The organism is Leucobacter sp. NPDC077196 (assembly GCF_040687075.1).
GTDB lineage: Bacteria > Actinomycetota > Actinomycetes > Actinomycetales > Microbacteriaceae > Leucobacter.
The window spans coordinates 1-12,695 of sequence record NZ_JBFBML010000023.1 but is presented as its reverse complement, the minus strand read 5'-3'; the positions used below and the strand labels follow the sequence as shown (position 1 = coordinate 12,695).

Genomic DNA, 12,695 nt, shown 5'->3' with positions numbered 1-12,695 from the left:
CGCTGAACCCCCGCGGCCGAGCGCAGAGCCAGGCTTGCGAGCCGGTGCAGGCCCGCGTTTGCGAGGATAGACGCATGATTGTCGTACAGGACGCCGAGGTGCGGGAACGCGAGTTGACCCTGCTGCCCGCTACCTCGTTCGAGGCGGGAGCCGGCGATGCCGTGGTCGTGCGGGGAGCGAACGGAGCAGGCAAGTCGACTTTGCTCCGGCTGCTCGCCGGCATGCGATCCCCGTCGAGCGGCACGGTGCGCGTCGCGGGTCGACCGGTCGATTCCCGTGACCCGCGCACGCGGCGCAGTATGGCGGCGATGATCGGACTGCCGCCCATGGCACCCGATCTCACCGTTCGTGACCATGTGCTGCTCGTCGCGACGACCTGGTCCGCATCGGGCCAGGACGCCGAGCGGCTCGCCGGGCAGGTGCTCGACGAGCTCGGCCTGCACCCGCTCGCCACGCGCTATCCGCACGAGCTCTCGTCGGGCCAGACGCAGCTCTTCGGGCTCGCCCTCGTGCTCGCCCGCCCCTGCGACGCACTCGTGCTCGACGAGCCCGAGCAGCGGCTCGACGCCGATCGCCTCGAGTTGGTCGTCGCCGCTGTCGATCGCCGCCGTCGGGCTGGTGCGACGGTGGTCGTGGCCACGCACAGCGATCCGATCGAGGCCGGACTTGGTGGCGGCACTCTGCGGCTGCAGGGCGTCGCATGAGATATCGCCCGGCTCGCGCCGCCCTCGCCATCTGGAACGCCTCGCACGCTCATTCGGCCAGCGACCGACGCTACGCCGGTTACCTCGGCGTGATGCTCGCGATCGTGTTCGTCGCGCCGACGGTGCGGGCGCTGTGGACCGCCGCGTCGCAACCCGACGTACTGCACGTGCTCGTGGCGCCGACTGCTCCGCTGGTCGGCGGGCTCTGCGTCGGCGGCCTGTGGACCTTCGCGCTGCTCCTCGGCGGGCTCCGCGGCCCGGCACTGCGTTCGCCCGTGCTCACGTACGCCCTCGCCCGCAGCGGCCTGTCGCGCATTTCGGCATTCGGCGGCAGCGTGATGCGATGCGCCCTCATCGTGACGGTACTCACCACCGGTGCAACCGGTTTCATCGGCGTGCTGCTCGCCAGCCACGGATCGCTGACCTTCGGTGCCGCCTTCGCGTTCGCAGTGCTCGGCACGATCATCGGGGTCATCGCCACGGTCGCGTGGCTCACCGGACAGGCCGCGCCGCGGGCGGCGGGTGCGCTTGCGACTGGTGTCGTGATCCTCATGGGGGTGAGTGCCATCAGTCCCGCAGTGGCTCCGTTTACTCCGTGGGGGTGGATCGCGGCGTTCTGGTCGAGCGCGGCCTCGCCCGCGGCGGATCCAGCTACCGCAATTCGGTGGCTGGTGCCGCTCGCCGCCTGCGCCCTCGCGCTCGCGTCGCTGACCCCGTGGCTGCTCTCGCGCGTGCGTACGCAGGTGCTCGAAGGGCAGTCGGCGCGTTGGGAATCGTCGTCCGTACACGCCTACGGCATGGACTTCAGCTCCGCAGTGTCCGCGTACCAGGGGCGCCCTCGGGTCGGACGGCGCGTGCGTGCGGTGCGTGCAGGCGGTGCCGGGCGATCGGGCATCGCGCTGGTGGGCACCTTCGTGTTTCGCGATGCCGTCGGTGCGACCCGCTCGCCGGGCCGTCTGGCGGCGGGCGCGTTCGGCATCGCTGCTGCCAGCGTGCTCGTGACGATCGCGAGCACCGCACCGGAGCCCGGGGTGGCACTCGGCGCTCTCGGCGCGTTCGCCGCGGTGCTCGCGTTCGCGGGGCTCGGTCCGTTTACCGATGGTGTGCGCCACGCCGCGGCGGTCGCGGGTGATCTGCCGCTCTACGGCGTCAGCGATGCGCAGCTGCTCCTGCTGCACGCCGCATTTCCGGTGAGCGCGGTGCTCGTGCTCTCGGGAGTCATGGCCGCGGTGTCGGCTCTTGCCCTCGGCATTTCTCCGCCGGCACCGATACTGTGTGCTGCAACCATCGGCCTTTGCGGTGTGCTCGCGCGGGTGAGCAACGCGCTGAAAGGGCCGCTCCCGCTCCGGCTGCTCACACCGATTCCCACACCCGAGGGGGACCTGAGCGGAGCGGTGCGCTTCATCTGGTCGATCGACGGCGTGGTGCTGATCGCGTGCGTGGGAGCCGTGCTCCCGCTCGCCGCGCACGCGCCGGCCTGGTGCGTCGTGGCGTGTGTGCCGCTGGTCGCGGTCGGTGCCGCGCGGTGGTCGCGGCGCCGCTCGGCAGATCGGTGACGGTGCCGAAAGCGCTGAGAGCGTGCGGCGATTCTGTGCATATTCCCGCGTCGAATTCGATAGGGTGGAGTGCGCAGGGGGAGTATTCCCGTTCGCAGTAGTCCCGTCAATACGAGTGCATCGATGTACTTCGGGCTATTGGCCTCGAAAACACGGAATCCGTGACACGATCGGGGTGGAAGAGACCTTGGTGTCTTTCACCGACCCCTAGGAGCGCCTCATGCAGGTCACCCCGTTGATCTGGATCATCACGATCCTCGTCACCATCGCATTCTTCGTCTACGAGTTCTTCGCTCACGTGCGCAAGCCGCACGAACCCACGATCGGCGAGTCGGCCCGCTGGTCGGCGTTCTACATCGGCCTCGCGCTCGTCTTCGGTGTCGGCATCGGCTTCGCGTCGGGCTGGAACTTCGGCGGCGAGTACTTCGCGGGGTATCTCACGGAGAAGGCGCTCTCAGTCGACAACCTGTTCGTCTTCCTCCTCGTCATGAGCGCGTTCGCCGTGCCGAAGATGTATCAGCAGAAGGTGCTGATGATCGGCATCATCATCGCGCTGATCCTCCGCGGCGCGTTCATCGCGGTCGGCGCGACTCTCATCGAGAACCTCAGCTGGATCTTCTACGTCTTCGGCGCTCTCCTGCTCTTCCTCGCGTACCGCCAGGCGTTCGCGAACCACGACGCCGACCCGGCGAACGGGCGGTTCATCAAGTTCGTGCGACGGGTGCTCCCGGTCACCGACGAGTATCACGAAGACAAGCTCACCGCCAAGATCGACGGCAAGCGCTTCTTCACTCCGATGTTCCTCACGATCGTCGCGATCGGTTTCATCGACCTGATCTTCGCGGTCGACTCGATTCCCGCGATCTACGGGCTGACGAACGAGGCGTACATCGTGTTCACGGCGAACGCCTTCGCGCTCATGGGCCTCCGTCAGCTCTTCTTCCTGATCGGCGGTCTGCTCGAACGCCTCGTGTACCTCTCGCAGGGTCTTGCGGTGATTCTCGCGTTCATCGGTGTGAAGCTCGTCTTCCACGCCCTCCACGTCAACGAGCTCCCGTTCATCAACGGCGGCGAGCCGCTGCTCTGGGTGCCCGAGATTCCGATCTGGTTCTCGCTGCTCTTCATCGGAGCCACGATCGCCGTCGCGACCATTCTGAGTCTGCGCAAGACACGCGGCGGCCGTACCGCCGCTGAGCGGCTGGACGAGCGTCGGGAGCGTGCTGCCGACCCGGACGTCGATATCGCCGACGCGCGTGCGGCGAATCAGCGCCCGGACGACCTGCAGTAGCGCAGTTCGTGAGCGGGTCGCGCGTCTTCGGTGTCGCCCAGGTTGCGTCGACCCTGCAACAGTCGCGCGCAGACGGTGCGCCGATGAACGATGTGCCCAATCTCGCCACGCTGTCGCAGGGTGCGCTCAATGTGCCCGACAACAACGACAACGGGTTCTTCCTCATGGTCGAGGGTGGCGCGATCGATTGGGCCGGACACGGTAACGAGAGCGAGCGCGACCTCGAAGAGGTTGCGGACTTCGACAACGCAGTGGATTCGGTGATCGAGTGGGTCGAGACCAACTCGAGCTGGGACGACACACTGGTCGTGGTGACGGCCGATCACGAGACCGGCTACCTGTTCGGCGAGACCCCGGGCGATTACAGCTCCATCATCCCGTCGACCGATGCCGACCCCGCGACGCTCGCAGCGCACTCCTGGAACAGCGGAGACCACACCAACATGCTGGTGCCCTTCTTCTCCAAGGGTGCTGGCACCGAGCAGCTCACCACGCTCGGCACCGGCCTGGACCTCGTGCGCGGACACTACCTCGACAACACGTCGATGGCGGCGTGGATGCTCAACGACGCCTGGGTTGCACCGGAGGTGCCGGTTGATCCTCCGCTCGACGACGCAACCGGAGCTGCCGATGGCGGCGGTGCCGAGGCCGGAGCGAACGGCGGTGCTGCAGGCGCGGGTGCCGCAGGTGCCGGTACCGCGGGTGCCGCAGGTGCCGGTACCGCGGGTGCCGCAGGTGCCGGTACCGCGGGTGCTGCAGGTGCAGGCGCCGCCGAGGCTGGCGCGCAGGGCGCGGCTCCCGTGGTCGATGAGGCCGGCAACGTGGTGGCGAGCCCGGCAGGCGCCACGGGGTCGCTGGCCGCGACCGGCGCGAGCGAAGGCCTGCTGCCCTTCGGCATCGGAGCCGGTGCGCTCGTGATCGCCGGCGGCGTGCTGGTAGCACTGCGCTTGCGTCGCGCTGCACAGGCCGGCTGAGCGCGCCACGTGGCGCAGTGAACTCGTGCGCTGATCGCGCAGTCCGAGTATGAAGCAGCAGTGCCCCCGGGTTCGCGCCCGGGGGCACTGCTGCTTCGGCCCGAAGCTGTTGTGCCCGCGAGAGCCCAGTTTCGGCTCGCATCAATCGAGTCCGGGCGCCGAAGCTCACCCGGCTGCGGGGTGCTCGCTCAGCGCGACGGCGTGGCGGATCGCCGCGGCAAGCTGGCGCACCGCCGTTGACGGCTGCTCGCCTCCAACCTCGCCTCCGCCCTCGCCTCTGGCATTGGCTCTGCCCCCGGCCGGCGCGGCGAGCAGCACGGACCGCGCGAACGCCGGGTCATCGATGGGCCGCAGCACGACGCCCGGGTGAGTCGGTCCCGCTGCGAGCTTGGCAACGAGCCCGATGACCATGCCGGCAGCGATCATGCCGAGCATCACCTGGAAGTCGTCGGTGCGGATCGCGACTTCCAATTCGTGCCCATGGGTGGTGAACGCATCGACGAGCACCGAGTCCATGGGGTCGTCGCGACTGGTTCCGAGTAGCCAGCGCTCGTCGTGCAGGGAGAGCAGCGCCTCACGGTCGATGGATGAGCGTTCGGCGAGCGGGTGATCCTCGGGGAGCGCGAGCAGCAGAGGATCGCGCAGCACCTCCGTGGTCACAATGTCGGGCCGCAGCGGTACCTCGTATCCGGGGACCGAGTACAGCAGCGCCGCGTCGAGGGTGCGATCGTTGACGTGCGCGACCAGCGGACTCACCTCTTCAAGGACCGCGTCGATCTCGATGCCGAGGTCGGCGACTTGCGCGACAATGGAGGGCAGCAGTTTGGCCGCAGCGGTGGGGAACGTGCCGAATCTCAGTCTCGCCCGCCCCATTTGCGCGAGATCGCGGGCATCGCGGAGGGCACGATCGGTCAAAGCGAGGATCTCTTCGCCGCGATCAGCCACCAGTACGCCCACCGGGGTGAGCGTCGACCCGCGCTTCGAGCGTTCGAGCACGGGTGAGCCGATCAGTCGCTCCAGGTTGCGCAGATGGTAGTCGACGGTGGGCTGACTCCAACCGAGCGCTCGTCCGGCGCGGGTGACGGAGCCCTCGCGCCGTACCGCGCGCAACGCTTGCAGCTGCCGAAGATCGATCATCGCACCGCCGTTCGAAGTCACTTATCTCATGTTGTGATCCTCAGCGCAAATCGACGCGAGTCACATATGACGTATGTGTAATCATAGGGGAGACGGGGGTTCCGCGAACCCGGTCTGCCGCTCAGAATGGCAACCATGCTGCACACCGATGTCCCCGCACAGTCCATCGCGCCGGCCGAGCTCTCGGGGAGCGGAGCATCGATCATGCCGTCGGAGCAGCGCGCAGCGGCTGAGCAGCAGCCGACGCCGCGCTTCCGGCTGGACCACAGCACCGCGCCCTACGCCGATGCGCTCGAAGCGTACGCAGATCGCGGCTCGGTGCAGCTCATGGTGCCCGGGCACGGCGGAACGGAAGACGATCTCAGCGGTCGTCTCGCCGGCTTCCTGGGCGAGCGCGCGCTTCGCCTCGACATCCCGATGCTCATGGACGGCGTCGACCTGCTCGCGCGCGGTCAGGAGCAGACACCGCTCGACCGGGCGCTTGAGCTCGCGGCTGACGCGTGGGGTGCCAAGCGCACCTGGTTCTTGACGAACGGTGCTTCGCAGGCGAACCGCACCATTGCCCTGGCAAGCCGCGGTCTTGGTGATCGCATCCTCGCGCAGCGCAGCGCGCACTCCAGCTTCAGTGACGGCATCCTGCTCGCGGGCATTACGCCGAGCTACGTGATGCCGAATGTCGACTCCGTGCACGGAATGGCACACGGAGTGTCGCCCTCGGCACTCGAAGCGGCGCTGACCGAGGCGGAGCGGGCAGGCAACCCGGCCCACGCCGTCTACGTCATCTCGCCGAGCTACTTCGGATCGGTCTCTGACGTGCAGGGTCTCGCGGAGGTCGCGCACGCGCACGGCGCCCCGCTCATCGTCGACGGCGCCTGGGGCCCGCACTTCGGGTTCCACCCCGAGCTGCCCGAGTCGCCCGCACGCCTCGGCGCCGACGTCGTCATCTCGAGCACGCACAAGCTTGCGGGCTCGCTGACGCAGTCGGCGATGCTGCACCTGGGCGACGGTCCGTTCGCGGATCGCCTCGAGCCGCTCATCGAACGGGCCTTCAGCATGACCGCGTCGACGTCGACCAGTGCGCTGCTGCGCGGTTCGCTCGACATCGCCCGGCACGCACTCGCAACCGGCGAGGACGCGATCGGGCGCTCGGTCGCGGGAGCGCGTCGCTTCCGCGAGATCCTGCGCGAAGACCCCCGATTCACCGTGGTGAGCGACACCTTCGACCGGTTCGACGACATCGTCGATACCGACCTGCTGCGGGTGCCGATCGATGTGAGCGGAGCGGGCGTCGGCGGGCACTGGTTGAGGCAGCACCTCGTCGAGCACCACGACATGTACTTCGAGATGTCGACGGCGACGTCGATCGTGGCCGTGATCGGCGCGGGCAAGACGCATGACTTCGACGCCGTGTACGCCGCGATCGTGGCGAGCGTCGAGTCGCCCGAGGCCGACCGCGAGCGCGCAGCTGCTGGCGATGCCCACGACTTCCCGAACCTGCCGGCGCCGGGCGCGTACCGCGTCAGCCCGCGCGACGGGTTCTTCGGCGCGACCGAAGTGGTGAGCGCCGCCGATGCGGTGGGACGGGTCTCCGCCGACACGCTCGCGGCCTACCCTCCGGGTATCCCGAACGTCATGCCCGGCGAGGAGATCACCGAAGAAGCGGTAGCCTTTTTGCAGGCGGTCGCGGCTTCTCCGACCGGCTACGTGCGCGGCGCGATCGACCCGGCTGTCGATCGGTTCCGAGTACTGGCCGTCGGCTGACCCCGCGGCGCCTGCGACGGCGCCGCTCTGACTTCGCGGCCCACCGCCGCGGATTGCTCGAGATCCGAGCATCGCCCGGAAGACCGGGAACCCTTGGCGCGCGAGCGCGGAGGGACGAACGACCGGGCCCCACAGGGCCCAGCGACAACGAAGTCTGGAGAAGACACGTATGGCAAGCTCTCTGCGGCAGCAGCTCTTCCGAGTCAAGCCCGTTCCACGCGACGGGGGTGAGAGCGGCAGCCAGCTGAAGCGGAGCATCGGACTCTTCCCGCTCACGATGATCGGCGTGGGCGGCACCATCGGCACCGGTATCTTCTTCATCCTCTCCGAGGCCGTGCCCATCGCTGGCCCCGCCGTCATCTGGTCGTTCATCATCGCGGCCCTCGTCGCCGGCCTCTCGGTGCTGTGCTATGCCGAGCTCGCGAGCTCGGTGCCGGTCTCCGGATCCTCGTACTCCTATGCGTACAGCACGCTCGGCGAGTTGCCCGCGATGGGGGTCGCCGCCTGCCTGCTCCTCGAGTACGGCGTCTCGACCGCCGCGGTAGCGGTCGGGTGGTCGCAATACGTGAACCAGCTGGTGAACAACCTCTTCGGGTTCCAGTTTCCGCCCGAGCTGCTGTACGCGCCGGAGGAGGGCGGCATCATCAACCTGCCCGCGGTGATCCTCATCGCGCTCTGCTGCCTCCTGCTCATTCGCGGCACCAGCCACTCGGTCGTCACCAACACGGTGATGGTGGTCATCAAGATCGCCGTGCTGCTCTTCTTCGTCGCGGTCGGCATCACCGGGTGGAACATCGACCACTTCGCGAACTTCGCGCCGTTCGGGCTCGGCGGCATCATGACCGGCGCCGGCATCATCTTCTTCTCGTTCGTTGGGCTCGACGCCGTCGCTACGGCCGGTGACGAGGCGAAGAACCCGCGCCGCAACCTGCCGATCGCGCTCATCTCAGCGCTCATCGTCGTGACCACCGTGTACGTGCTCGTTGCCGTGACCGCGCTCGGCGCTCAGGCGACCGGCGAGTTCGAGGGGCAGAGCGCCGGGCTCTCCGCGATTCTCGAGAACATCGTGGGCGCGTCGTGGCCCGGCACCGTGGTCGCCGCCGGCGCCGTCATCTCGATCTTCAGCGTGACGCTGGTCGTGCTCTACGGCCAGACGCGCATCCTCTTCACCATGTCGCGCGACGGCATGGCGCCGAAGGTCTTCAGCAAGGTGAACCCGCGCACCGGTACCCCGATCGCCAACACCATCATCGTGTCGGCCATCGTCGCGATTCTCGCCGGGGTTCTGCCGATCAACTTCCTGGCCGAGATGACGTCGATCGGCACGCTCGCCGCGTTCACGGTGGTCTCCGTCGCCGTCATGGTGCTGCGCCACCGCGAGCCCGACCTGGAGCGCAAGTTCAAGGTGCCGCTCTACCCGGTGATCCCGATCCTGTCGATTATCGGCTGCCTCTGGATCATCAAGGATCTGCGCCCGATCACCATCATCGTGTTCGCCATCTGGACCGCGCTCGTCTTGGTCTGGTATTACTTCACCGGACGCAAGAACTCGGTGCTCGGGCGCCGCATCGATACGGGCATGATCGTGCTCGTCGGGCCCGGGCGGTACCGGCTCGGGTCGTCGGAGGGCGAGCTGTACGACGGCGGCGAGCTCGAGGAGTCCGAGGATCGCGCGGCGCCGCGCAAGTAGTCGCGCACAGGCGGCTTCCCTTTCGGGTGCCGGGGGCTTATCCACAGATTGCGGATCCGACCTCCGGCCCGGACGCGGTGCGGCGATGCTGAGGTGCATGACACACAGCGAACCCAGCCTCATGCCCTCTACCACCATCGATCCCTATCGTAGGCTCGAGACCGACGACGCCCTCGCAGATCAGCTCAACCGGTTGTTCGACGTTGCTGAAGTGCGGCAGATGTGGTTGCTCTTCCTCGATGGTGCTTCTCGGCTCGCTGATCCGATCATGCCCATGGATGATCATCCGCTCGAACCCGATGAGCTGTTCGACACCGAGGACCTCGGGCGCGTGCCGTTCGTGCGGGTGATGGTGGAACGGGCACGGATGGCATGCGAGCTCGTCGGTGCGCACGAGTTCGTGCTCATGTGGGAGCGGCGGGGGAGCGCCGCGCTCGACGCCCACGATGTGCGCTGGGCGCGCGGGCTCGCCGAGGCTGCTGGGCGGGGGTCCGGTGAAGGGTGCGGGCAGGGGTTCGGCGCCGGGCTCACCGGTCGGACCGTAGCGCCATTGCGCGCGCAGCTGTTGTTGCACGACGGAGGCGTGCGGGTGATCGGCGAGGAGGAGCTGGCGTGAGCGGTGCTGCAGTGCGACCGCCAAACGCATCTCGGCCTGCCGGCCGATCGCTTCAGTTGACCGCGTCTCGGGCACCAGCGAGTATTGAGAGTATGCAGGAGGAGCGGATGCGAGTCGCGAAGCGCGGCGATTCGCCGTCCCCTCCGGTCGGTCGGTTGCAGGCCTGGACGGGGTATGTGTAGCGCGTTCAGCGCGACACCCAACCCCACCTATTCGAGGCGCCTGAGCGTCCAGCCGGTCGAGATCTCGACCAGAATTTTGGAGTACCCCGATGACTGCCGCACCGCACGCTACCTCCCCGATCCCGGTTCTCTCGCAGCCCAGCCCGGAGGGAAATAGGCTTGGGGAACTCTGGTCAATCCTGCCCGAGGAATCCGCTGTCGATGAAAGGGGTGTGCTGCACCTCGGTGGGGTTCCGGTGACGGAACTGGCCGAGCAGTACGGCACACCGCTGTACGTGTACGACGAGGCCGGTCTGCGGCGGCAGATCCGGCGCTTCATCGACGGGCTCAGCGCGAAATGGCCCGAGTCTGAGGTGCTGTTCGCGTCGAAGTCGTTCCCCGCCGTCGGCATGTACCGCGTCGCGGCCGAAGAGGGATTATCGGTCGATATCGCCGGCGGGGGAGAATTGCGCCTCGCACTCGCAGCCGGGGTGTCACCGTCGAAGCTGCACTTCCACGGCAACGCGAAGACCGATGCCGAGCTGCGCATGGCTGTCGATGCCGGTATCGACACGATCATCGTCGACAACACCGACGAACTCGATCGCCTCGAACGCCTGCTCACGAAGCCCCAGAAGCTGCTGCTGCGGGTGATTCCGGGCGTGGAGGCGAAGACGCACGCGTCGCAGGCGACCGGTGGTGACGACTCGAAGTTCGGCCTTCCGATGGACCAGGCGCTCGCAGCGATCGAGCGCATGCGCGCGCATCCCCTCCTCGAGTTCGAGGGCGTGCACCTGCACATCGGATCGCAGATTCTCGATGTCGACCAGTTCGGTGAGGCCGTCGCCAAGATCTCGACGGCGGGCGAGTTCGACGTCTACGACGTCGGCGGCGGGCTCGGCGTGAAGTACACGTACGACGAGATCGCGCCGTCGATCGACGAATACCTCGACACGATCGTGGCAGCGGCTCGCGAGCACCTGCCTTCCGGCGCGCGCATCATGATCGAGCCCGGGCGGGCCATCGTGGCCCGTGCCGGTGTCACGCTGTATCGCGTCACCACGGTGAAGCGCACCGGCCGCACCTTCGTCGCCGTCGATGGCGGCCTCGCCGATCAGATGGATGCCGCACTCACCGGCCAGCGATTCGAGGCTCTGCTCGGCAACCGCGCACTCGACCCGTGGACAGAGACATCGCAGCTCGTGGGGCGCCAGTGCGAGTCAGGCGATCTGCTCGTCGACCGGGCGCCGCTGCCTGAGGCGCGCGTCGGCGACCTCGCCGTTGTCGCCACGACCGGCGCGTACGGGTACACCCTCGCGAACAACTACAATGGCGCGCTCAAGCCCGCCATCGTGTTCGTGCGCGACGGCGTCTCGCGTCTGGTCGTCCGGCGCGAGACCTACGAGGAGTTGCTGGCGCTGCACGCGCCCGCACTCGAGGGGTAGCCCGGTTTCGACGAACTTCGCTGCAACGAGTCGGCGACGCGCGCGGGGTGAGCGCGCCGCCGCCTCGTTTTGAGTTCGCGGGAGTTCCGGGGTAGAGTTAACTCTCGGTGCCGCGCTCCTCTGGGCCGCGGATCTCCGCTTTGGGATATGGTGTAATTGGCAACACTACGGTTTCTGGTACCGTCATTCTAGGTTCGAGTCCTGGTATCCCAGCCACATACGAGTTTGTCGAACCCACGGCAAGTGAACCAGATAAGCTCGTTTCGGTTAGAAAGTCTCCTTGTTCCTGCTTGGAGGCTTTCTTTTTGCCTTCAGGCGCCTTCTGAGGCTCGCTGTGGGCCATAACGCTCCGTACTAGGCTATTGGCCTCGGACGGCTCAAGCTCTACCGTGACGCCGTTTTCGTCGACGTAGATGTGGATGTCGCCATAGAGTGCCGTGAGTAGATCACGTTTGACGCTATCTGGTGCGTTCCTATAGGTCTCGCCTTGGTTGCGCAGTAGATTGGCATAAGCAAGGGCAACCTCCGCGCCGTATTGTATGCGCTCAGCGGTATGTGCCAGCTTCTCTTGAACTGCACCCCTCTGGAGGGAAGTCTTTTCGAGTTGCGTATGAACCTTCTCGATTGCTGTGGTGCCGTTGGCAGCGAGCAGGATCAGACGCTCCTCTTGAGCCTCCAGCTTTTTGAGCTGCTTCTTGAGATGGGTCTTAGCCTCGCGTTCGGCAGCCAGGATATCCCTCACCGCCGAAGTAATGCTGGTCTGTATTCCGTCGATGACCTCGTCGGGTAGCGTTTTTAGTGCAACTTGCCGAGCGACTTCATCTTCGACGCGTTCCATGCGAGTCCAAGGTAGGTCGCAGAGACGTCGCTGCTTAGCTGTGCAGACGAAGTATTCGTACACGCCGCCCCGCCCAGCCGCTTGGCTATAGAGCAGACGACTTCGCCGACCATTTCGTTTACAGTGCCCGCAGAAGATCAGCCCCTTAAAGAAGTGGAAGTGTGTGATGTCCTTGTCGCTGCGGTTGCTGCGGCTATCCAAAATCGCCTGCACTTCTAGGAATATCTCCTTGGAGATCAGCGGCTCGTGTCGCCCTGCGTAGAGGCGCCCTTTGTAGCGGATGATTCCGGTGTAATACGGATTGCGCAGCATGTTAGCCAGTTGAGTGTGGCCTATCGGCTGCTCTGCCCTCGCAGCGGAAGCTCGTGATGTCAAACCGACATCCTCGAGCATCTGTCTGAGCTGTGCGATGGAGTACTTGCCGGTCGCATACGGGTCTGATGCACGTTGAGGTGACAGTTTGGTTAGGCAGCGAGTGCGACCTGTTTGTTCATGATGGTCTCGTACTCGAGCGGCGTCAAACGC

Annotated in this window: 9 protein-coding genes, 1 tRNA gene and 1 pseudogene; 9 read left to right on the top strand and 2 right to left on the bottom strand. The window is 66.7% G+C overall.

Annotated features, from left to right (window positions below):
• Positions 1-74: 74 nt before the first annotated feature.
• From AB0O71_RS14590 to AB0O71_RS14575, 4 genes are all read left to right on the top strand, one after another.
• A complete protein-coding gene (locus tag AB0O71_RS14590) occupies positions 75-704 on the top strand; it encodes an ATP-binding cassette domain-containing protein (RefSeq protein ID WP_363746457.1) in 630 nt (209 codons plus the stop codon).
• Positions 701-2,260 carry a hypothetical protein gene (locus tag AB0O71_RS14585; RefSeq protein ID WP_363746455.1) on the top strand — a complete coding sequence of 520 codons (1,560 nt, stop codon included), beginning with the start codon at positions 701-703 and terminating at the stop codon, positions 2,258-2,260. The genes AB0O71_RS14590 and AB0O71_RS14585 overlap by 4 nt, the downstream gene beginning before the upstream one ends.
• Before the next feature lie 220 nt (positions 2,261-2,480).
• Positions 2,481-3,548: a TerC family protein gene (locus AB0O71_RS14580; RefSeq protein WP_363746453.1), complete on the top strand. Its 1,068-nt coding sequence runs from the start codon at positions 2,481-2,483 to the stop codon at positions 3,546-3,548.
• 8 nt (positions 3,549-3,556) lie between these two features.
• On the top strand, positions 3,557-4,522 hold the full coding sequence (locus tag AB0O71_RS14575) for an alkaline phosphatase (RefSeq protein WP_363746451.1): 966 nt from the start codon (positions 3,557-3,559) through the stop codon (positions 4,520-4,522).
• Positions 4,523-4,687: 165 nt separating this feature from the next.
• Here AB0O71_RS14575 and AB0O71_RS14570 read toward each other — a convergent pair whose 3' ends face one another.
• Positions 4,688-5,680 (bottom strand): LysR family transcriptional regulator, encoded by a 993-nt coding sequence (locus AB0O71_RS14570; RefSeq protein WP_363746449.1) that lies wholly within the window; start codon positions 5,678-5,680, stop codon positions 4,688-4,690.
• 183 nt (positions 5,681-5,863) lie between these two features.
• Between AB0O71_RS14570 and AB0O71_RS14565 the strand changes: the two genes are divergently transcribed.
• The 5 genes from AB0O71_RS14565 to AB0O71_RS14545 all read left to right on the top strand — a co-directional run bounded on the left by AB0O71_RS14565 (position 5,864) and on the right by AB0O71_RS14545 (position 11,548).
• Positions 5,864-7,420: an aminotransferase class I/II-fold pyridoxal phosphate-dependent enzyme gene (locus tag AB0O71_RS14565; RefSeq protein WP_363746477.1), complete on the top strand. Its 1,557-nt coding sequence runs from the start codon at positions 5,864-5,866 to the stop codon at positions 7,418-7,420.
• 169 nt (positions 7,421-7,589) lie between these two features.
• Positions 7,590-9,110: an amino acid permease gene (locus AB0O71_RS14560; protein WP_363746447.1), complete on the top strand. Its 1,521-nt coding sequence runs from the start codon at positions 7,590-7,592 to the stop codon at positions 9,108-9,110.
• 97 nt (positions 9,111-9,207) lie between these two features.
• The gene (locus AB0O71_RS14555; protein WP_363746445.1) at positions 9,208-9,726 is read left to right on the top strand and encodes a hypothetical protein; all 519 of its coding nucleotides are present in this window, start codon (positions 9,208-9,210) and stop codon (positions 9,724-9,726) included.
• Between the two features lie 394 nt (positions 9,727-10,120).
• Entirely contained in the window at positions 10,121-11,332 is a 1,212-nt protein-coding gene (lysA, locus tag AB0O71_RS14550; RefSeq protein ID WP_363746443.1) for a diaminopimelate decarboxylase, read from the top strand.
• 141 nt (positions 11,333-11,473) lie between these two features.
• Positions 11,474-11,548: transfer RNA gene (locus AB0O71_RS14545), tRNA-Gln, on the top strand.
• A 598-nt stretch (positions 11,549-12,146) separates the two neighbouring features.
• Here AB0O71_RS14545 and AB0O71_RS14540 read toward each other — a convergent pair.
• Positions 12,147-12,629: pseudogene (locus AB0O71_RS14540) on the bottom strand (recombinase family protein); the annotation flags it as partial.
• Between the last annotated feature and the right edge of the window lie 66 nt (positions 12,630-12,695).